Source organism: Paraburkholderia sp. BL21I4N1, assembly GCF_002973525.1.
GTDB lineage: Bacteria > Pseudomonadota > Gammaproteobacteria > Burkholderiales > Burkholderiaceae > Paraburkholderia.
In genome coordinates this window covers 1-20,706 of record NZ_PVEN01000012.1, presented here as the reverse complement: position 1 = coordinate 20,706, position 20,706 = coordinate 1, and the positions used below count along the sequence as shown (strand labels likewise).

At 61.3% G+C, this 20,706-nt stretch carries 16 protein-coding genes; 10 read left to right on the top strand and 6 right to left on the bottom strand.

Going from position 1 to position 20,706, the window contains the following annotated elements; all coding sequences use genetic code 11:
- Positions 1–119: 119 nt before the first annotated feature.
- Positions 120–1,520 carry an MFS transporter gene (locus tag B0G83_RS25870; protein ID WP_105510240.1) on the top strand — a complete coding sequence of 467 codons (1,401 nt, stop codon included), beginning with the start codon at positions 120–122 and terminating at the stop codon, positions 1,518–1,520.
- 21 nt (positions 1,521–1,541) lie between these two features.
- Here the strand turns inward: B0G83_RS25870 and B0G83_RS25865 are convergent, their stop codons facing one another.
- The 4 genes from B0G83_RS25865 to B0G83_RS25850 all read right to left on the bottom strand — a co-directional run bounded on the left by B0G83_RS25865 (position 1,542) and on the right by B0G83_RS25850 (position 5,441).
- Positions 1,542–2,783 (bottom strand): citrate synthase, encoded by a 1,242-nt coding sequence (locus B0G83_RS25865; RefSeq protein WP_105510239.1) that lies wholly within the window; start codon positions 2,781–2,783, stop codon positions 1,542–1,544.
- A gap of 108 nt (positions 2,784–2,891) precedes the next feature.
- Entirely contained in the window at positions 2,892–3,284 is a 393-nt protein-coding gene (locus tag B0G83_RS25860; protein ID WP_105510238.1) for a VOC family protein, read from the bottom strand.
- Between the two features lie 26 nt (positions 3,285–3,310).
- Positions 3,311–4,627, bottom strand: a complete 1,317-nt coding sequence (locus B0G83_RS25855) for an MFS transporter (protein WP_105510237.1) — start codon at positions 4,625–4,627, stop codon at positions 3,311–3,313.
- 55 nt (positions 4,628–4,682) lie between these two features.
- The gene (locus B0G83_RS25850) at positions 4,683–5,441 is read right to left on the bottom strand and encodes an SDR family oxidoreductase (RefSeq protein WP_105510236.1); all 759 of its coding nucleotides are present in this window, start codon (positions 5,439–5,441) and stop codon (positions 4,683–4,685) included.
- Between the two features lie 289 nt (positions 5,442–5,730).
- Here B0G83_RS25850 and B0G83_RS25845 point away from each other — a divergent pair, with 289 nt between their 5' ends.
- Complete coding sequence (locus B0G83_RS25845) at positions 5,731–6,693, top strand: D-glycerate dehydrogenase (RefSeq protein WP_105510235.1); 963 nt, start codon at positions 5,731–5,733, stop codon at positions 6,691–6,693.
- Between the two features lie 109 nt (positions 6,694–6,802).
- Here B0G83_RS25845 and B0G83_RS25840 read toward each other — a convergent pair whose 3' ends face one another.
- Positions 6,803–7,192, bottom strand: coding sequence for a hypothetical protein (locus B0G83_RS25840; RefSeq protein WP_105510234.1), 390 nt, complete (start codon positions 7,190–7,192; stop codon positions 6,803–6,805).
- A gap of 438 nt (positions 7,193–7,630) precedes the next feature.
- Here B0G83_RS25840 and oxlT point away from each other — a divergent pair, with 438 nt between their 5' ends.
- From oxlT to B0G83_RS38265, 6 genes are all read left to right on the top strand, one after another.
- The gene (gene oxlT, locus B0G83_RS25835; RefSeq protein ID WP_105510233.1) at positions 7,631–8,962 is read left to right on the top strand and encodes an oxalate/formate MFS antiporter; all 1,332 of its coding nucleotides are present in this window, start codon (positions 7,631–7,633) and stop codon (positions 8,960–8,962) included.
- A 77-nt stretch (positions 8,963–9,039) separates the two neighbouring features.
- Positions 9,040–10,782: an oxalyl-CoA decarboxylase gene (gene oxc / locus B0G83_RS25830; protein WP_105510232.1), complete on the top strand. Its 1,743-nt coding sequence runs from the start codon at positions 9,040–9,042 to the stop codon at positions 10,780–10,782.
- A gap of 24 nt (positions 10,783–10,806) precedes the next feature.
- Positions 10,807–12,057, top strand: a complete 1,251-nt coding sequence (gene frc / locus B0G83_RS25825; RefSeq protein ID WP_105510231.1) for a formyl-CoA transferase — start codon at positions 10,807–10,809, stop codon at positions 12,055–12,057.
- Between the two features lie 102 nt (positions 12,058–12,159).
- Positions 12,160–12,591 carry a PAS domain S-box protein gene (locus B0G83_RS25820; protein WP_105510230.1) on the top strand — a complete coding sequence of 144 codons (432 nt, stop codon included), beginning with the start codon at positions 12,160–12,162 and terminating at the stop codon, positions 12,589–12,591.
- Positions 12,592–12,752: 161 nt separating this feature from the next.
- On the top strand, positions 12,753–12,953 hold the full coding sequence (locus tag B0G83_RS25815) for a hypothetical protein (protein ID WP_105510229.1): 201 nt from the start codon (positions 12,753–12,755) through the stop codon (positions 12,951–12,953).
- Positions 12,954–13,214: 261 nt separating this feature from the next.
- Positions 13,215–13,424: a hypothetical protein gene (locus B0G83_RS38265; protein ID WP_146120293.1), complete on the top strand. Its 210-nt coding sequence runs from the start codon at positions 13,215–13,217 to the stop codon at positions 13,422–13,424.
- On the opposite strand, the gene B0G83_RS25805 is transcribed toward B0G83_RS38265, so the two are convergent.
- Entirely contained in the window at positions 13,421–14,224 is an 804-nt protein-coding gene (locus B0G83_RS25805) for an EAL domain-containing protein (protein WP_105510227.1), read from the bottom strand. The two genes, B0G83_RS38265 and B0G83_RS25805, sit on opposite strands and share 4 nt — an antisense overlap.
- Positions 14,225–14,535: 311 nt before the next feature.
- Here B0G83_RS25805 and B0G83_RS25800 point away from each other — a divergent pair, with 311 nt between their 5' ends.
- Complete coding sequence (locus B0G83_RS25800) at positions 14,536–14,856, top strand: hypothetical protein (RefSeq protein ID WP_146120292.1); 321 nt, start codon at positions 14,536–14,538, stop codon at positions 14,854–14,856.
- 512 nt (positions 14,857–15,368) lie between these two features.
- Positions 15,369–20,615 carry an ESPR-type extended signal peptide-containing protein gene (locus B0G83_RS39595; RefSeq protein ID WP_105510416.1) on the top strand — a complete coding sequence of 1,749 codons (5,247 nt, stop codon included), beginning with the start codon at positions 15,369–15,371 and terminating at the stop codon, positions 20,613–20,615.
- The last annotated feature ends 91 nt before the right edge of the window (positions 20,616–20,706 follow it).

Here is a 20,706-nt window from a genome sequence, read left to right as displayed (position 1 = left end):
CAAATCCGGGCGATGCTGTGGGAGATTGCCGGGAGCGGCAAGACCGTGTCCGAAGTCGACTGGCTGGACATGCCGCGCTCTACCGCCATCGTTGCGGTCCTTTCTAACAAGAGGCGACTATGTCCAACCAGCAGGCCGCTGAAATTGCCGCACGTCTCGACCGGCTTCCCCCTTCGCGCACTGTCTGGGTCATGGTGATCCTGATCTCGCTCGGCGGTGTGTTCGAGTTCTACGATCTGTTCTTCACCGGCTATGTCGCGCCGGGAATGGTGCAGTCCGGGCTCTTCAAACCTGAATCGCTCGGCCCGTTCGCGGCGCTCGCGCCGCTCGCCGTGGCGGGATTCGGCACCTTTGTCTTTGCCACCTTCGCGGGCCTCTGGGTCGGCGCGCTGACCCTGGGTTACGTGGCGGACCGGTTCGGGCGGCGCGTGATCTTCACCTGGTCGCTGGTCTGGTACATGGTCTGCACGATCATCATGGCGTTCCAGACCACCGGGTTCGCCCTCAATATCTGGCGCTTCGTCGCGGGGATCGGCATTGGTGTCGAACTGGTGACGATCGACACGTACATTTCCGAACTGATTCCGAGCCAGGAACGCGGTCGCGCATATTCGGTCAACCAGTTCATCACGTTCGCGGTCGTGCCGGTGGTCGCGTTTCTGGCGTACGCGTTGAACGGCACCCGGCCGCTCGGCCTCGACTATTGGCGCGTGGTGATCCTGATCGGCTCGGTCGGCGCCGTCGCCGTCTGGTTCTTGCGGCGCAACATTCCGGAAAGCCCGCGCTGGCTTGCGCGCCATAACCGTTTCGACGAGGCCGAACGGATCGTCGCCGACATCGAGCGGCGCGTCGCGCTCGAGAAAGGCATCACGCTGGCGCCGCCGCAAGCGGTGGAACCCGAGAAAGAGGGACGCGGCGCGTTCAGGGAAATCTTCGCGCCCGGTTACCGGCGCCGGACCATCATTCTGTCGATCTTCAATATGGCGCAGGTGATCGGCTTCTACGGCTTTGCCGCCTGGGTGCCGACGCTGCTGATCCATCGCGGCATTCACGTCACGGCAAGCCTCGGTTATGCGTTCGTTATCGCGATCGCCAATCCGTTCGGTCCGCTCATCGGAACCCTGTTTGCCGACAGGCTCGAACGCAAGACCCAGATTTGCGGCGGACTCATCACGATGGCGGTGGTGATCGCGGTCTTTTCGCAAGTGTCGACGCCGTGGCTTCTGACCGTACTCGGCGTGGTGTTCACGCTGGCGGCGAACATCATGTCCTATGCCTATCACGGCTACCAGGCGGAGCTTTTTCCGACCCGGATACGTGCCCGGGCCATCGGCTTCGTCTATTCATGGAGCCGGATTTCCGCCGCCTTCGCCGGACTGGCGATCGGCATTCTGTTGCACGGCTACGGCGTGCCGGGCGTCGCGGTTTTCATTGGTGCCTCCATGCTGGTCGCGATCTGCATGATCCTGCTCGGACCTGCCACGAAGGGACTGTCGCTCGAAACCATCAACCAGCATTGAAGCCCGCCCGGTGGGGCGAGCTTAGCGTCCCACCGTTTTGAACACGCGATTCTTGTCGAGTGTGAGCGAGTCCGGCTTGCCGGCATCGGCCTCGGGCAGGTCGGTGCTTGCGTCTTCCAGCGCGCGGCCGGTGTAGCGGCCGCGTGGCCGGATGACCTTGCCCACCCGCAGTTGCTCGATGCAATGCGCGAGCAGGCCCACGCTGCGTGCCGTGGCGAATAGCGCGAACGACGCATCGCGCGGTAACGACAGTTGCGCCGCGAGACTCGCGAGCGCGACGTCGATATTCGGTTTGAGCCCGGTCAGCGCAACGACTCGATCGATGAACGACATGATTTCCGCCGGCGGATCCAGCACGTCGAGCAAGGCGGCCGCGCGCGTATCGCCGTCCGGATACAGATGATGTCCGAAGCCCGGAATGGGAATGGCGGAGCGTAAATGATGGGCCACCACGTTTTCCGCACCGAGTCGCTCGACGTCGTCGAACACGGCGCGCACGCGCTCCGACGCGTCGCCGTGCAGCGGGCCGGAGAAGGTGGCGAGCCCGGTGAGCAGGCAGCCCGGCAACGAGGCGCCGGTGGACGCGGTAATCCGCGCGGCGAACGCCGAACTCGTCATCTCGTGATCGGCGACGAGCACCATCGCGCGGCGGATCAGTTCGGCGCCGGCACGGTCCTGGCTCCAGCCGAGCGCGAGCTGTTCATGCGTGCGTTGCCCGGGCGCGTCGCAGCGCGCGCCGAACGCTCGGGCGATCAGCGCCACGAGCCGGCCGGCCTCGACATGCAGCGCGCTGTCCGTGCGCCCGACCGTGGAGTGACCGCAAGCCGCGAGCGCCGCCAGCGACGTGAACGCGCATTGCCTGCCGCGTTCGTCGCCGTGTAGCGGCAAGTCGGCCGTATCGAAGGCAATCGGCGCGCGCGCATTCCAGAGAACGGCGGCGACGTCTTCGAGCGTGGCCGTTTCCGACAGCCGGATGCTGTCGCGTCCGCGGTAATACGGGCGATCTTTCGAGAAAGTCGTAATGCCGCTGTAAATGCAGGGCTCCGCGCCGAATATCGTGCCGGCCGCGAGCGCCTCGCGCTTGCGGCCCACCTGTTTCTTGCGGCACAGCGCGGCGACGTCTTCGCCACGATAGAGACTCTTGCGCGGATCGAGCGGATCCGGCATGACCGCGATATTGCCGCGGCTGACGTACGCGTAGACGGTTTGCGCCTGCACGCCGAGTTGCCGAGCCGCTTCGGTGAGCGTGATCCAGTTTCGCATGGGATAGCAGGCGCGATGAGGCTATAGAAAAGGGCCGCGAGGGACGGTCGAGATGGCTTGCAGCTCGTCTGTCAACGCGCCCGATGCTGGGTCGATTCTGGCCTTGTTTCAGGTAAAAGTCATCTCGGCGGGCCGGCGCTCCAGAATCTCGATGAGGATGTCGCCCGGCGATCGCACGAAGCAGGCCCGGACACCGGCGCGAACCTGCTTCACCGGTTCGACGATTTCCGCGTCGCAGCGCAACAGGTGGTCGAACGCGGCATCGAGGTCGTCCACGAGCACGCCGAAATGGTCGATGCCCTGGGCTTTCTCGCCCTGAAGCGGCCGGCCGCTCTGCGCGTCTTGCAGCGGTGTGATGAAAAAATTGATGCTACCCAGCCGCACATCCACTCGCCCCGGACGACGCACGATATCGGCGTTCAGGCAGCGCGCGAACCATGCGGCGGTCGCTTCGGCGTCCGCCGAGCACAGTTGTAGATGGTCCCACTTGAATTCGATCATTCGGTTTCTCCGGAGAGTCGACAGCATTACAGTTCGATGCGCGAAAGTTTCCCCAGCAGCACGGAGTAAGAGAATGTCCCGAGCAGGCAGATTGCGCCCATCAGGTTGAGTGCCCAGTAGAAGTGGCCGGTGTGCTGGGTGATGTAGCCGATCATGAGCGGCGTGGTGACCGCCGCGATATTGGCCGCGAGACTGGTGATGCTGCTGGTGAGACCCACGTACTGGCGCGGTGCGATTTCGGAGACGGCGGCCCACGACATCGAGCCGACGCCTTGCGCGAAGAACGCGACCGTCAGAATGGCGATCACTCCCTCGTTCGATTCGACGAAATTGACCAGCACGATCGACGCGCCGAGCAGCGTGCCGATGATGAGCGGCGCCTTGCGTGCGGTGGACAGCGAGACGCCGCGCCGGATAAAGAAGTCCGACAGGAAACCGGCGACGAGAATGCCGAGCGTCGCGCCGATAAAGGGCAGGGCCTGGAAAATCCCCACCTTCATCATCGACATGTGACGCGCTTCGATCAGATAGGTCATGAACCAGGTGGTGAAGAACACCAGCAAGGTGTTGTTGCAGAACTTGCCGATGCAGATGGCGAGTACCTGCCGGTAGCTGAGCAGCTTTAGCGCGAGGCGCCAGTCGAATTTCTCGCGCGGCTTGCGCGTGGCCGCCCCACCTTCGTTGATGTAGTTCAGTTCAGCGGCATTCACACTCGCATGGTGCTGGGGGTCGCGATAGATCCGATACCAGATCAGACTGAACAGCATGCCGAAGCCGCCCGTCACGAAAAACACCGTGCGCCAGCCGTACGCGGCGGAAATCCACAGCAACAGGCCGGTGAACAACGGCGTGCCGATGTATTGCCCCATCACGTAGACGCTGGTCGCGAAACCACGCTCGCGGGCCGGAAACCACAACGTCACGGCGCGCGCGTTCGACGGAAAGGCCGGCGCCTCGAGCGCGCCGATAGCGAGTCGCGAGCCGAGCAACATGTGATAGCCGGTCGCGAGACCCTGCGTCAGCGTGGCGAACGACCAGCCGACCAGCGACAACGCGTAGGCGAGGCGTGAACCCAGAACGTCGGTCAGCACGCCGCCGGGCACCAGCGCAATGGAATAGGCGAGGCCGAAGCCTGCGAACAGCTCGCCCATCTGCATCCGGTTGAGCGCCAGCCCTTTCGACAGACCCGGCGCGACGATGCCCAGCGCCGAGCGATCCACGTAATTGAGAATGGTCGCCACGAGCAGCATCGAGAGCACGACGTAGCGGACTCGGGAGCGTTTCGTGGTGTCCGCGTAAGCCGGATTGCCAGCCGGCAAGCTGTGTTCCTCTGCGACTTTCATCGGTGTCTCCAAACAGTGGCCAGTGGATTTTTTTTATATCTGGCTGAATGAGGTTTTATCCGCGGCCGACGAACGGCATCGCGCTCGCCATGATGGTCATGTTCAGTACATTGGCTTCGAGCGGCAGACTGGCCATGTGCACGACCGCGTTGGCCACGTGCGTCACGTCCATTCTCGCTTCGGGCGCCAGGCGTCCGTCCGCTTGCAAAACACCCTTGTTCATCCGTTCCGTGAGCGAGGTGGCGGCGTTGCCGATATCGATCTGGCCGCAAGCGATATTGAACGCGCGCCCATCCAGTGCAATCGATCGGGTAATGCCGGTCACCGCGTGCTTGGTCGCCGTATAGGCGATGGTATGCGGCCTCGGCGCGTGCGCGGAGATCGAGCCGTTATTGATGATGCGGCCGCCTTGCGGCGACTGCGCTTTCATCAAACGATACGCGGCTCGCGCGCACAGAAACACGCCGGTCAGATTGGTGGCCACGACGTCGTTCCAGAAATCGGTGTCGTAGTCTTCGAGCGGAACGGCGCCGGCGTTGCGGCCCGCGTTATTGAAGAGCACGTCGAGCCGCCCGAATGCCGCGGCGATCTGCGAAAACGCCTGATCGACCGAAGCGGCGTGGCCGACGTCGGCCTGAAAGACCTGCGCCGCGCCACCGGCCACGCCGATGATCTCTTTCGTTTCCAGCAGCGGCTCGGCTCGGCGCCCGATCAGCGCGACGGTGAAGCCGGCTTCGGCGAGCGCCACGGCGGCGGCGCGGCCGATGCCGGAACCGGCCCCCGTCACGGCGGCGAATTGCTTCGATGCGGGCATGTCATTTCCTCCTGAGCATTCCATTGAACATGGAGGACAGAGTTGCATCCGCTCTGGCCGTCGAGCAAGCTTGATTGATTGAATCAACATCAAAGGGCTTGGCGGGCGGGAACGCCCCAGGGTTTTCCTGAGACGCCGTATCACGGGGAAAGGCGTGCAAGACGTCCGGCGGCGGAATAGGGGCCGCGCCGGCACGAAGGGGGCGCAGGCGTTGATTGATCGAATCAACATTGACGTGCGAACAGGCGGTTTCGTAGGCTCTCGACATCTCTTCATCGAAGGAAAAATCATGTCGCAAACAAACCGCACCCGTCTGCTGATTGCGCGAAAAGTCCCCGCCGCCGTGGCGAATCGCGCCGAGGCCGAGTTCCACGCGTTCGTGACCGAGTCCGATATGGACTCGGCGTCGGTCGTCGACTTCTGCAACCGCCACGACGTGCCGGCCATCCTGATCGGTAAGAAATCCGGCCTGCAGGCCGAACATATTGCCGCGCTGCCCGCGACGGTGAAGATCATCGCGAACGCGAGCGCGGGCTTCGATCATATGGACGTCGCCGCCGCCCGCGCGCGCGGCATCGCAGTCACGAACGCGCCCGACGCGTTGACCGAATGCACCGCCGATTTCACTTTTCTGCTGGTGCTGGCGGCCTGCCGGCGTGCGTCGGAATACGAACGAATCATGCGCAACGGCTGGGGTAAGTCGTTCGGCATGACCGACATGCTGGGCACGCGGGTGAACGGCAAGACGCTCGGGATCGTCGGATTTGGCCGCATTGGCCGGGCGGTCGCGAAGCGTGCGCAAAGTTTCGGCATGCGCGTGATCTACACCGACATCCGGCGCGCGGATGCGGCACTGGAAAATGGCGCGACGTTTTACGCCAGCCTCGACGAGATGCTGCCGCAATGCGAGGTGCTCACGCTGCACGTGCCGGGCGGCGGCGTGCCGTTGATGGCGAAAAAAGAGTTCGGCTTGCTGCGCAAGGGCGCGGTCTTCGTCAATGCGGCGCGTGGCGGCCTGGTCGACGAAGATGCGCTGTATGACGCGCTGACATCGGGACATCTATTCGGCGCGGGTCTCGACGTGTACCAGCACGAGCCCAACGTCGACCCACGCTTCGCCACACTCGACAACGTGTTCCTGACACCCCACATGGCCAGCGCCACGATCGAGACGCGCGACCAGATGGGTTTCACGGCATTGGACAACGTCGCCGCCGTGCTGGCAGGGCGTGCCGCGTTGAATCCGGTCTGACGCGCGACGGCCACGCCTTCGGGCGATAAATGGGCGAGGGCCGGAGACGTCCCGGCCACTTGCCCTTCACCACGCCCCACAGGAACGTCCGGCGCGTGCTGCGCCGCGTTCAGATACCGGCCAGCGCCGGCACCTCCATCTCAAACGAAAGCCGCTCGCGACGGCCGCTCGCCGCATGCTGAGGCAGCGCGCGATTGGTCGACGGGACACCGGCCGCGCGAATCAGCAGGCACGCCGGATAGCGCAGACGCTTTTTCTCCAGAATCGCCTCGCTCAAAAACGCCGCGCTATAGGCGTTCAGCAAATGCGCGTGGTGCGCTTCGATGTAGGCCGCGATCTGCTCCCGCTCGCCCTCTATCGCGGCCAGCGACGCGAGCGTGTGCACATCCCAGCGGAAACGCAGACCGAGTTCGTCGAACGCGGCGTTGTAGGCGCATAACTGCGCCTGGACTTCCGCATCGAGTGCGAGATCGGATGCGTCGAATGGCGAGGCGTTCATGGTCAATCTCCTCAGGGCAAGTGGCATGAACGGAGAGTAGAAGGGCGCGTCGATAAACGACAGTCAAAGTTTTTTCGAAAAACCATAGCGTTTCGTTTATGCGTTGGTTTACCCGAAGCCTCCTCAGCGAGGCGATATCACCGTGCGGGCAACAAACCGGGCTACCCGTCGGCTGATGGAGCGGGGCCGTACGCCGTGTATTAGTCATGCCTAATACAAACCATAAAATGTTTTGATTTTTACTTATCCATCTTCACGCGCAGCATCCACTCAGACACGCTACGTCACCCGCCGCCCGCGACGGCTGGTTGCACGTACAACGAGTTCCCTCTGGCCGACCATTCGCGCTTCATTGCACTCAGACCGGCAGCGAAGCGATTCGATCACGTAAGTCCCACGCGCCGTTCGAGCGCGACGGAATATGCAGGAGACGCAGACATGGAACATTCCAATCTACAGGAGCGCGGCCGCGCCGCGTTCTGGCATCACCGCTGGGCGCAACTCGCGATCGGCGTGGTGTGCATGGGACTCGTGGCGAATCTGCAATACGCATGGACGCTGTTCGTCGTGCCGATGGACAACGCCCACCACTGGGGTCAGGCGGCGATTCAAACCGCGTTCACGATTTTTATCGTCACCGAAACCTGGCTCGTACCCGTCGAAGGCTGGCTCGTCGATAAGTTCGGCCCGCGTCCCGTTGTGATCGGCGGCTCGCTGTGCGCGGCGCTCGGCTGGATTATCGACGCCCATGCAAGCAGTCTCGCTGCGTTGTACGTCGCGGCCGTCATTGCCGGTATCGGTGCGGGCTGCGTGTACGGCACCTGCGTCGGCACCGCGCTCAAATGGTTTCCGGACAAGCGCGGCCTCGCCGCCGGCTTGACCGCGGCGGGCTTCGGCGCCGGCGCGGCCGTCACGGTGATTCCGATCGCCAACATGATCCAGCGCTCAGGTTACGAGCATACGTTCATGTTCTTCGGCATTTTTCAGGGCGTTTGCATTCTGCTGCTGGCCACCATGCTGGTGCGGCCCAAGCCGCCTGTCGGCGCGATCGCGGCTAAACGTGTGGTGGCCAGCAAGATCGACTACACGCCCGGCGAGATGATCCGTTCGCCGCTGTTCTGGGTGCTCTATCTGATGTTCGTGTTCGTGGCCGCCGGCGGCATTATCGCGACCGCGCAGCTCGGGCCGATTGCCAAGGAATATGGTTTCGCGAAATTGCCGATCAGCCTGATGGGCATCACGCTGCCGCTGCTCACGATGACGCTGTCAATCGACAATCTGTGCAACGGTTTCACCCGTCCGCTGTGCGGTTTTCTTTCGGACCGCATTGGCCGTGAGAACACGATGTTCATGATCTTTCTCGGCGAAGGCGTGGCGTTGCTCGGGTTGATGCAGTTCGGCCACAACCCGTATGCATTCATGTTCTTCGCCGCCGCCGTGTTCCTGTGCTGGGGCGAAATCTTTTCGATCTTCCCTGCCACCTGTGCGGATACGTTCGGCAGCAAATACGCCGCGGCAAACGCCGGCACGCTTTATACCGCGAAGGGCACCGCGTCGATGCTGGTGCCGCTTGCCTCGCTGCTCTCGGCGAACGGCGGCTGGAGCACGGTGTTTATCTCGGCAGCGGTGATATCGATCGCCGCCGCCGTCTCCGCGAAGTTCGTCCTCGCGCCGATGAGGAAGCGCTGGATCGACAACTCGGGCGCGCCGGCCGGCGCGGCGATCAACGAAACCCGGCTGCACCCTTTATCCAGCGGCTCGCGTGAATAAACCACCACGCTGAACGACCCGACCCACGCACCGCTCACACCCCAACGCATAACGACCCGCCACCAAGGAGAGAAGTCATGGCAGAAGCCGACCAGCCCGCAGCAGACGTTACGTCGAAACAGCAGGCCACCGAGACGACCGATGGATTCCATCTCGTCATCGATGCGCTGAAACTGAACGACATCGACACCATCTTTGGCCTGGTCGGTATTCCCATCACCGACCTTGCGCGGCTCGCGCAAGCTGAAGGCATGCGCTTCATCGGCTTTCGCCACGAGCAGCATGCCGGCAACGCGGCGGCCATTTCCGGCTTCATGACGCAAAAGCCGGGCATTTGCCTGACCGTGTCGGCGCCGGGTTTTCTGAACGGCCTGACGGCGCTCGCCAACGCGACCACCAACTGCTTTCCGATGATTCTGATCAGCGGCTCCAGCGAGCGCGAGATCGTCGATTTGCAGCAGGGCGATTACGAGGAAATGGACCAGTTGAATGCGGCGAAACCGTACGCGAAAGCGGCGTATCGCGTGTTGCACGCGGAAGACATCGGCATTGGCGTGGCACGGGCGATTCGTGCCGCGGTGTCGGGCCGGCCCGGTGGCGTGTATCTGGATCTGCCGGCCAAACTGCTCGCGCAAACGCTCGACGTCGTCAAGGCGCAGCAGTCGCTGGTGAAAGTGGTCGACGCCGCGCCGCGTCAATTGCCGGCGCCGGAATCGGTCGAACGCGCGCTCAACGTATTGAAGAGCGCCAAACGTCCGCTGATTCTGCTCGGCAAGGGGGCGGCTTACGCGCAGGCCGACGCGGAGATTCGCGCGTTCGTCGAGCAAAGCGGCATTCCCTATCTGCCGATGTCGATGGCCAAGGGACTGCTGCCCGATACGCACGAGCAATCGGCGTCCGCGGCGCGCTCGTTCGTGCTGGAGAGCGCCGACGTCGTCGTGCTGATCGGCGCGCGTTTGAACTGGCTGCTGTCGCACGGTAAGGGAAAAACGTGGGGCGCGCAGCCGAAGCAGTTCATTCAGGTGGATATTTCGCCGACCGAAATCGACAGCAACGTGGCGATTGCCGCGCCGGTGATCGGCGATATCGGTTCGTGCGTCGCGGCTCTGCGTGCCGGCGTCGATACGAGCTTCATGAAGACGAACACCGAATGGACCGCCGCGATCGCCGAACGCAAGAACAGGAATCTCGCGAAGATGGCCGCGACGCTCGACAAGAATCCGTCGCCGATGAATTTCCATAGCGCGTTGCGGGCGATTCGCGATGTGCTGAAGACGCGGCCGGACATCAACGTCGTCAACGAAGGCGCGAATACGCTCGACTACGCGCGCAGCATCATCGACATGTATGAGCCACGCAAACGCTTCGACTCGGGCACGTGGGGAATCATGGGGATCGGCATGGGCTTCGCGATCGGCGCGGCGGTGACGAGCGGCAAGCCGGTCGTCGCGATAGAAGGCGACAGCGCATTCGGTTTCAGCGGCATGGAACTCGAAACCATCTGCCGTTACGACTTGCCGGTGTGCACGATCGTCTTCAACAACAACGGCGTGTATCGCGGCACGGACGTGAATCCGACCGGCGGCAAGGACGTCGCGCCGACCGTGTTCGTTAAGGGTGCGCGTTACGACAGGATGATCGAGGCGTTCGGCGGTGTCGGACACCACGCAACGACGCCGGAAGAGCTCACGAAGGCGCTGCTCGAAGCGATCTCGTCGGGCAAGCCGACCTTGATCAACGCCGTGATCGACGAAGCGGCCGGCACGGAAAGCGGCCGCCTCACCAATCTGAATCCGCAAAGCGCGGCAACGAAAAAGTAATCCGGAAAACCAGGAGATATCAACATGACCAAACCTCTCGACGGCATCAAGATTATCGACTTCACGCACGTTCAGGCCGGCCCTGCGTGCACGCAGTTGCTCGCCTGGTTCGGCGCGGACGTCATTAAAGTCGAACGGCCGGGTTCCGGCGACGTGACGCGCAACCAGTTGCGCGACATACCGGACGCCGATGCGCTGTACTTCACGATGCTCAACAGCAACAAGAAGTCGCTGACACTGGACACGAAAAAACCCGAAGGCAAGGAAGTACTCGAAAAACTGATCCGTGAATCGGACGTTCTAGTCGAGAATTTCGGTCCCGGTGCATTGGATCGGATGGGCTTTTCGTGGGAACGCCTGAACGAACTGAATCCGAAGATGATCGTGGCTTCGGTGAAGGGCTTCAGCGACGGCCATCACTACGACGACCTGAAGGTCTATGAAAACGTCGCGCAATGCGCGGGCGGCGCGGCGTCCACCACCGGTTTCTGGGACGGTCCGCCGACCATCAGCGCGGCGGCGCTCGGCGACAGCAACACGGGCATGCATCTGGCGATCGGCATTCTGACCGCGCTGCTGGGGCGCGACAAGACCGGCAAAGGGCAGAAGGTCGCGGTGTCGATGCAGGACAGCGTGCTGAACCTGTGCCGGGTGAAACTGCGCGACCAGCAGCGGCTGGAGCGGGTGGGCTATCTCGAGGAATATCCGCAGTACCCGCACGGCGAATTCGGCGACGTGGTGCCGCGCGGCGGCAACGCGGGCGGCGGCGGTCAGCCGGGGTGGGTGCTCAAATGCAAGGGTTGGGAAACGGACTCGAATGCGTATATCTACTTCACGATTCAGGGCCATGCATGGGAGCCGATCTGCAAGGCGCTCGGCAAACCCGAATGGATCGAGGATCCGGCCTACAAGACCGCGGAAGCGCGTCAGCCGCATATCTTCGAGATCTTCAAGACGATTGAAGCGTGGCTTGCCGACAAAACCAAATTCGAAGCAGTGGACATCTTGCGCAAGTTCGACATTCCGTGTGCGCCGGTGCTGACCATGAAAGAACTGGCGAACGATCCGTCGTTGCGTGCAAGCGGCACGATTGTCGAAGTGCCGCACAAGAAACGCGGCTCGTATCTGACGGTGGGCAGCCCGATCAAGTTCTCGGATATGAAGCCGGAGGTGACGGCATCGCCACTGCTGGGAGAACACACGGACGAAGTTCTGGCGGGCCTTGGGTATAGCAAGCAGGACATCTTCAATCTGCGCGAAATGAAAGCGGTTTAATGCGGGTAGTGGTGCGGTGCAGGCTCGCCTGAATGGTCGGGCCCGCCGCCGTCACGCCATGTTCTCGATTCAGGTCTCTACATTCAACTTCGGGGAAGCGCCGTGCAAAGTGTCATCGACTTCCAGCAACTGGCCAATGCAATCGGCGACGCGATCGTCATTTCCGACGCGCGCGGCAGCATCGAATTCTGGAACCCCGCCGCCGAACGCATGTTCGGCTTTACCCAGGAAGAGGCGATCGGACAGTCGCTCGATCTGATCATTCCGGAACGTTTGCGCGGCCGCCATTGGGACGGTTATCACAAGACCATGGCGAGCGGTGAGACGCGCTACGGCAACGACGTGCTGCGCGTTCCCGCCGTACACAAGGACGGGCGGGCGTTGTCGATCGCCTTTACGGTTGCGCTGCTGCATTCGCCGCAAAATGAACTCAATGGGATCGTTGCGGTGATTCGCGACGAGAGCGCCCGGTTCCAGGAAGATCGTCTGCTGCGCAAACGGCTCGCGGAACTGGAAGCGTCGGCCGGGGCTTGAATCACGCTTGCGCGGACCACACGCCGGGTTGGATATCCGCGCAAACGTGTTCACGGTGCATGTGACAATTGTTGGCAAACGCCGCCCAGGCGTCAGGTTAAATTCGGCTCGACACGATCCAGCACGCACTCTGCGCGCGTCGAAAGAGGCTGAAGCCAACGATGAAAACACCGAATCAGATTCAAGTGACGTTTGCCTTTCACCCGGCGGACTACAGCGCGTTTCAAGCGGCTGCCAGCATTGCCGGCCTCGATGAACAATCATTTGGCGTTCTGGCGATCCATCGCGAGGCACAACGTGTGCTCGACGAAGCGGGGCGCCGTCAGCGAGCCGTTTCGGAAAATCTCGACGTTTTCAATTGACGCCTGAATCGAGTCGACCGTGATGAATGAATCGCTGACGAAATCAATATCGGAACTCCATCTGCAACTCGCAACGATAGAGGCGCGGATCTCATCAAGGCCGGTCATTGTCACGGGCGTGCAGGGCGTGCGGATCATGCGTCTGGTTGCCATGATCTCGGGCAATGCGTTCCGATATGCGCTCGTGAGAAAGAGGCCGGCGGGGCGTTGGTGCTAGGGTTAGATCTGACTGGCACGCCTTCTTTCCGACCGAATAAAACAATGCGAACACAAACCACCGTTCACGCGGGATTGCGTGATGCGAAGGCAATGACGCGTCCCATGGGCGAGGAAACCAACACGCCCCCGCGTCGGTCGCACTGGATCACGCTGCTTGCTATCGCGACCATTCCTCTATCGATGCTGTTCGTGTGGGGATTTCTTCATCTCATTCTGGTGCTGGTGTTTCCTGGGCCGGTCATTGCACATTAGTGAGTAAGCCCATGCTGGGCAACGAGCTCGGCGATTCGATCATGAGCAATCGGGGCGGAGATGTAGTAGCCCTGACAGTCTATGTGACCGATTGTGCTGGCCCACGCGAATTGCGCTTCCGTTTCGATACCTTCGATAACCACCCGCTTGCCGAGGCGCTGTCCGAGTTGCACTAGCGCTTCAACGATGACCCTTGAATCCGCGTTCTCCTGAATGTCGGCCATGAAGCTGCGATCGAGCTTCAGCGTGTCGACCCCGAGTCGGTGCAGAATGACGAGCGACCAGCATCCCGAGCCGAAGTCGTCGATTGCCACGCTCACGCCCGATTCCTTGAGGGATTCCACGGCCGAGGCGAGTACTTCGATCGAACCCGGATCGGTGGCCTCCGTGAGTTCGATCTGCAAACGGGAGGCATCGATCGAACTGCGACCCAGCAGGCTGGACAGTTTGTCTGGCAATCCAGGTCGGCCGACTTCGCTGGCGGGAAGATTGACGGCCAATGACAGCGTGTCATACCCGCGACCGGTCCAATCGGACAGCGTTCTGACCGCTTCCGCGACAACGAAATCCGTGAAGCGTCCTGTCAGCGAAGAGTTTTCGACAACGTCGATAAATGAGTCCGGCGTGAGCACGCCGCGTGACGGATGCCGCCATCGCAGAAGCGATTCGAAACCGGATAGCCGGCCCTCCTGAAGCCGCAGTTTCGGCTGGTAGACGAAGAAGAACTCTCGTCTGGCGAGGCCACGTGCCGCGTCGGCGATTGAGTAGGACTTGAGAAGGTTTTCGGTGAGGTGTTTCATGGAGATCGCTAATGCGCGCCTGTTGCCGAGTGCATTTCTTCGCAGCCGGGAATCTCACCTACAAAGAAATTTTTGTGCCGATCATGGACGGTTCTTCGATAAGGCAAGGGTATCGAACTGAATGGTGAGCGTTGTGAACAATTGAAACTTCGCGCTTTAAACGAGTGGCGCCGGTCTTATGTTTTCCCTGAAATTCGGTTAGTTCACATTTTGTGACGAGCTGAATTTCCGCACCGACTACCATCGGCTCAATGATGAATAGGGAGCGGCTCGACGGTTGCGCGAGCGAGTCGCGGAAATTGGGAAATATCGTGGATTCACCGTATTCGACCGACAGATTTTTGGCGAGCGTTTTACTCGGCGCCCTCGTCGGATGGCTTGCTTCCGTCGGCGTGGATTACCTGAGGCTGCACCTTTCGCTTGGGAAAGGTTTCGATTCACGACTGGCAATCGAAGTGGCCGTTTCGGCGTGTCTGCTTCTGCCGCGCCCCTTACTGATGAAGACCGTCTTTCGCTCGCGACGCAACCTGTTTATGCGTGACGTAGATGTGAATGCAATGCTGAAAGGGCGCGTTGTGGGTATCGCCGGCGGCATCTGGGTGGGCGCCACGGTCAACAGTGTGCTCTTTTGACTGGCCCGGTTAACGAGTTGGGATATCAAAGCACGGGCGGTGCATCGGCGAGGGGGCCAGGTAGGTCTGCGCCTCGGATCGGCATTTTTACTTATTTCGCGGCGTGTAGTCGCGAACATTTGTGAACTCGAATGATCTTTCGTGGTGAGTGTGTCGGAAAGGTCAATTCCGTGCGATTGAAGCGCTGAACGCGTCGACACTGTCGGGAACCAGGGATTGCGCGACGTTTCACAAAAGTTCGCAACCCGAGTTCGGGTGGTCGATATTCTTGAACCACATCGGCTTTCTCCCGAAGCAGGATCGACGCAGGAAGGATGGGGATCGAATTCCGCGCGGGACCTGTTTTTTATCCGAGTCTTCTCGTGTTTCGCGCACTCACATTATTGAGTCGAATTTAGAAATTTATCAGATACGCCAATTGCGCGATCGATTGCGAATTTACGAAGCAACGTGATCCATCGATATTTAAAGCGCCTCGGTGATTGCAGTGCTAATAGTGAGGTTTGTTAATAATGAATAAAACATATCGAAGCATCTGGAACGAGGCGCTGGGTGCATGGGTGGCTACGTCGGAGTTGACGCACGCGCGGGGTAAAGCTTCAAGGAGCGTTTGCCGGGAAGAAGGTGGGGCGCCGGCTGGTCAGGGGGCTACCGGCACGCAAGCCATGCCGCTAATGCGGGGTGTCTCGGGGCTGCTGACGGTAACGGGCGTGCTGGCGTTGGGCGCGTTGCCGATTGATGCGTGGGCGGGCGGCATTGCGAACTGTAATGGCACTTCTTCGACCACGTATCTCTCCGGAACCAACACGGCGCTTGCAACGGGTGCCTGGACCGGGAACGAGGGGAACTGCGGCGGCGTTGCCGGCGACACGGGCGTCATTTTGACGGAAAGCCCAAGTGGTAACGGCGGCGTAACGGGCAACCTCGCCTACGAGTGGATCGGGGCTACTGGAAACAATGCCGCGGGTTCGATTACGCTGTACGGCCCGACCGGGATAACGCTGAACACCAAGAACAGCGCGCTCATCACGTTGAATTCGGTAACGTCGCTTGGCGGAAACAAGATCACGAATCTGGCTGCGGGGACGAATCCGACCGATGCGGTGAATTTCTCCCAATTGACGTCGTTGTCCACGTCGACCTCGACGGGGATTAGTTCGCTGTCTACCAGTTTGAGTACGACGAATAGTAATGTGACGGCGTTGTCGACTTCGGCGTCGACGGGGATTAGTACGGCGCAGAGTGGGGTGACGTCGCTGTCGACGGGGTTGAGTACGACGAACAGCAATGTGACGGCGTTGTCGACTTCGGCGTCGACGGGGATTAGCACGGCGCAGAGCGGGGTGACGTCGCTGTCGACGGGGTTGAGCACGACGAACAGCAATGTGACGGCGTTGTCGACGTCGGCGTCGACGGGGATTAGCACGGCGCAGAGTGGGGTGACTTCGCTGTCGACGGGTTTGAGTACGACGAACAGCAATGTGACGGCACTGTCGACTTCGGCGTCCACGGGGATTAGCACGGCGCAGAGTGGGGTGACTTCGCTGTCGACGGGGTTGAGCACGACCAACAGTAATGTGACGGCGTTGTCGACGTCGGCGTCGACAGGCATCAGTACCGCGCAGAGCGGCGTGACTTCGTTGTCGACGGGCGTGGCTTCACTTTCAACCGGCGTGAGTTCGCTGTCGACGGGTCTGAATTCGCTGTCGACCTCGACGTCGACGGGCATCAGTACGGCGCAAAGTGGCGTGACGTCGCTGTCGACGGGTGTGGCTTCGCTTTCGACCGGAGTGAGTTCGCTGTCGACGGGTCTCAGCACAACCAACAGCAACGTGGCATCGTTGTCGACGGGTGTGACTTCACTTTCGACCAACGTAAGTTCGCTGTCTACGGGACTGAGCACGACGAACAGCAACGTAGCGTCGCTGTCGACGGGTGTGGCGTCGTTGTCTACTGGCCTGAGCACGACGAATAGCAACGTGACCTCACTGTCGACGTCCACCTCCACGGGCATCAGCACGGCGCAAAGTGGCGTGACTTCGTTGTCGACGGGCGTGACTTCACTGTCGACGGGCCTGAGCACGACGAACAGCAACGTGAGTTCGCTGTCGACTTCCACCTCCACGGGCATCGCTTCGCTGTCGACAGGCATTGCTAACGCAGTCCAATACGATGACCCATCGCATACGAAAGTCACGCTCGGCGGTGCGGGCTCGACCACGCCAGTCACGCTGACCAATGTTGCTGCCGGAGCAAGTCCGACCGATGCGGTCAATTTCGGACAGTTGACCTCGTTGTCGACATCGACGTCGACCGGCATTAGTGCCGCGCAGAGCGGTGTGACCTCATTGTCGACGGGCGTGAGTTCGCTTTCGACCGGATTGAACACCACAAACAGCAACGTCGCATCGCTGTCGACCTCGGCGTCGACGGGCATCAGCACGGCGCAAAGCGGCGTAAACTCGTTGTCGACGGGCGTGGCTTCGATTTCGACCGGCGTGAGTTCGCTGTCGACGGGGCTGAGTACGGCCAACAGCAACGTGACTTCGCTGTCGACCTCGACTTCGACGGGGATGGCCTCGTTGTCCACCTCCGCTTCGACGGGCATTAGCACGGCGCAAAGCGGCGTGAATTCGTTGTCGACGGGACTGAGCACGACCAACAGCAATGTGGCGTCGCTGTCGACTTCGGCCTCGACGGGCATCAGCACCGCGCAAAGCGGCGTGACGTCTCTGTCGACGGGTCTGAATTCTCTTTCCACCTCGACCTCGACGGGCATCAGCACGGCGCAAAGTGGCGTGAATTCGTTGTCGACTGGCGTGGCTTCGATTTCGACCGGCGTGAGTTCGCTGTCGACGGGCCTGAGCACGACCAACAGCAACGTGGCGTCACTGTCGACCTCGGCGTCGACGGGTATTAGCACGGTACAGAGCGGCGTGACCTCACTCTCGACCTCTACCTCCACCGGCATCAGCACGGCGCAAAGTGGCGTGAATTCGTTGTCGACGGGCATGTCTTCGCTTTCGACTGGCATGAGTTCGCTGTCGACGGGTCTGAGCACCACGAACAGCAACGTGAGCGCGCTGTCGACTTCGACCTCGACGGGCATTAGCACGGCACAAAGCAGTGTGGCATCGCTCTCAACCTCGACGTCGACAGGGTTGACCTCGCTTTCCGCGGGGCTGAGCACGACAAATAGCAACGTGACCGCGCTGTCGACTTCCACCTCGACCGGCATCTCTTCGTTGTCGACGGGAATTGCGAACTCGGTTCAGTACGACGATCCGTCGCACACGAAAGTCACGCTCGGCGGCGCAGGCTCGACCACGCCAGTCACGCTGACCAATGTTGCTGCTGGAACAAATCCGACCGATGCGGTCAATTTCGGACAGTTGACCTCGTTGTCGACGTCGACATCGACCGGCATCAGCACGGCGCAGAGTGGTGTCACCTCGCTGTCGACGGGTGTGAGTTCGCTTTCGACCGGATTGAGCACCACGAACAGCAATGTCGTATCGCTGTCGACCTCGGCGTCGACGGGCATCAGCACGGCGCAAAGCGGTGTGAATTCGTTGTCGACGGGCGTGGCTTCGATTTCGACCGGCGTGAGTTCACTGTCAACGGGGCTGAGTACGACCAACAGCAACGTGGCGTCGCTGTCGACTTCGGCCTCGACGGGCCTGTCCTCGTTGTCCACCTCCGCTTCGACAGGCATTAGCACGGTACAGAGCGGCGTGACCTCGCTCTCGACCTCTACCTCCACCGGCATCAGCACGGCGCAAAGCGGTGTGAATTCGTTGTCGACGGGTGTGGCTTCGATTTCGACCGGCGTGAGTTCGCTGTCGACGGGCCTGAGCACGACCAACAGCAACGTAGCGTCGCTGTCGACTTCGACATCGACGGGGCTGTCCTCGTTGTCCACCTCCGCTTCGACGGGTATTAGCACGGTACAGAGCGGCGTGACCTCGCTCTCGACCTCTACCTCCACCGGCATCAGCACGGCGCAAAGCGGCGTGAATTCGTTGTCGACGGGCGTGTCTTCGCTTTCGACTGGCGTGAGTTCGTTGTCGACGGGCCTGAGCACGACAAACAGCAACGTGGCGTCGCTGTCGACTTCGGCATCGACCGGGCTGTCCTCGTTGTCCACCTCCGCTTCGACGGGTATTAGCACGGTACAGAGCGGCGTGACCTCGCTCTCGACCTCTGCCTCGACCGGCCTCAGCACAGCGCAAAGTGGCGTGAATTCGTTATCGACGGGCGTGTCGTCGCTTTCGAGCGGCGTGAGCTCGCTGTCGACGGGACTGAGCACGACTAACAGCACCGTGGCGTCGCTGTCGACCTCGGCGTCGACGGGCCTGGCCTCGTTGTCCACCTCCGCTTCGACGGGCATTAGCACGGTACAGAGCGGCGTGACCTCGCTCTCGACCTCTACCTCCACCGGCATCAGCACAGCGCAAAGCGGTGTGAATTCGTTGTCGACGGGCATGTCTTCGCTTTCGACTGGCGTGAGTTCGTTGTCGACGGGACTGAGCACGACCAACAGCAACGTGGCTTCGCTCTCAACTTCGGCATCGACGGGCATCAGCACGGCACAGAGCGGCGTGACGTCCCTGTCGACAGGTCTGAATTCCCTTTCTACCTCGACATCGACGGGTATCAGCACGGCGCAAAGTGGCGTGACCTCGTTGTCGACAGGCGTGAGTTCGCTGTCGACCGTCTTGAGCACCACCAACAGCAATATGACGTCGCTGTCGACTTCGACCTCGACGGGCATTAGCACGGCACAAAGCAGTGTGGCATCGCTCTCAACCTCGACGTCGACTGGACTGACCTCGCTTTCCACGGGGCTGAGCACGACCAACAGCAACGTGACCGCGCTGTCGACTTCCACCTCGACCGGCATTTCTTCGTTGTCGACGGGAATTGCGAACTCGGTTCAGTACGACGATCCGTCGCACACGAAGGTCACGCTCGGCGGCGCAGGCTCGACCACGCCAGTCACGCTGACCAATGTTGCTGCTGGAACAAATCCGACCGATGCGGTCAATTTCGGACAGTTGACCTCGTTGTCGACGTCGACGTCGAGCGGCATCAGCACCGCGCAGAGTGGTGTCACCTCGGTGTCGACGGGCGTGAGCTCACTGTCGACCGGCTTGAGCACGACCAACAGCAACTTGACGTCGCTCTCGACCTCTAGCTCCACTGGCATCAGCACTGCGCAAAGTGGTGTGACTTCGTTGTCGACGGGTCTCAGTACAGCGCAGAGCGGCGTGACTTCGTTGTCTACAGGCCTGAATTCACTGTCGACATCGACCTCGACCGGCATCAGCACCGCGCAGAGCGGCGTGACATCGCTTTCAACCTCGACGTCGACCGGGCTGACCTCCCTGTCGACGGGCTTGAGTACGACCAACAGCAACGTGGCGTCGCTCTCGACCTCCAGTTCCACGGGTATCAGCACGGCACAAAGTGGCGTGAGTTCGTTGTCGACGGGTCTGAATACACTGTCGACATCGACTTCGACTGGCATCAGCACCGCGCAAAGCGGCGTGACGTCCCTGTCGACGGGTCTGAATTCCCTTTCCACCTCGGCGTCGACGGGTATCAGCACGGCGCAAAGTGGCGTGAGTTCGTTGTCGACGGGAGTGAGTTCACTGTCGACCGGCTTGAGCACCACCAACAGCAATGTGACGTCGCTGTCGACTTCCGCCTCGACGGGCATCAGCACGGCACAGAGCGGCGTGACGTCTCTGTCGTAAGCGTCATTTGAAGGCCGTATCGACATCGACGTTGAGAGTGTCCAAAGTGATGTCCATCACTTCGAGTAGTGGGGACCACTTTGATGACAGA

Bases quoted from the DNA above. Each gene is read 5' to 3' on its own strand.
- B0G83_RS25870 (WP_105510240.1), top strand. From the start codon at position 120: ATGTCCAACCAGCAGGCCGCTGAAATTGCCGCACGTCTCGACCGGCTT.
- B0G83_RS25865 (WP_105510239.1), bottom strand. From the start codon at position 2,783: ATGCGAAACTGGATCACGCTCACCGAAGCGGCTCGGCAACTCGGCGTG.
- B0G83_RS25860 (WP_105510238.1), bottom strand. From the start codon at position 3,284: ATGATCGAATTCAAGTGGGACCATCTACAACTGTGCTCGGCGGACGCC.
- B0G83_RS25855 (WP_105510237.1), bottom strand. From the start codon at position 4,627: ATGAAAGTCGCAGAGGAACACAGCTTGCCGGCTGGCAATCCGGCTTAC.
- B0G83_RS25850 (WP_105510236.1), bottom strand. From the start codon at position 5,441: ATGCCCGCATCGAAGCAATTCGCCGCCGTGACGGGGGCCGGTTCCGGC.
- B0G83_RS25845 (WP_105510235.1), top strand. From the start codon at position 5,731: ATGTCGCAAACAAACCGCACCCGTCTGCTGATTGCGCGAAAAGTCCCC.
- B0G83_RS25840 (WP_105510234.1), bottom strand. From the start codon at position 7,192: ATGAACGCCTCGCCATTCGACGCATCCGATCTCGCACTCGATGCGGAA.
- oxlT (WP_105510233.1), top strand. From the start codon at position 7,631: ATGGAACATTCCAATCTACAGGAGCGCGGCCGCGCCGCGTTCTGGCAT.
- oxc (WP_105510232.1), top strand. From the start codon at position 9,040: ATGGCAGAAGCCGACCAGCCCGCAGCAGACGTTACGTCGAAACAGCAG.
- frc (WP_105510231.1), top strand. From the start codon at position 10,807: ATGACCAAACCTCTCGACGGCATCAAGATTATCGACTTCACGCACGTT.
- B0G83_RS25815 (WP_105510229.1), top strand. From the start codon at position 12,753: ATGAAAACACCGAATCAGATTCAAGTGACGTTTGCCTTTCACCCGGCG.
- B0G83_RS38265 (WP_146120293.1), top strand. From the start codon at position 13,215: ATGCGAACACAAACCACCGTTCACGCGGGATTGCGTGATGCGAAGGCA.
- B0G83_RS25805 (WP_105510227.1), bottom strand. From the start codon at position 14,224: ATGAAACACCTCACCGAAAACCTTCTCAAGTCCTACTCAATCGCCGAC.
- B0G83_RS39595 (WP_105510416.1), top strand. From the start codon at position 15,369: ATGAATAAAACATATCGAAGCATCTGGAACGAGGCGCTGGGTGCATGG.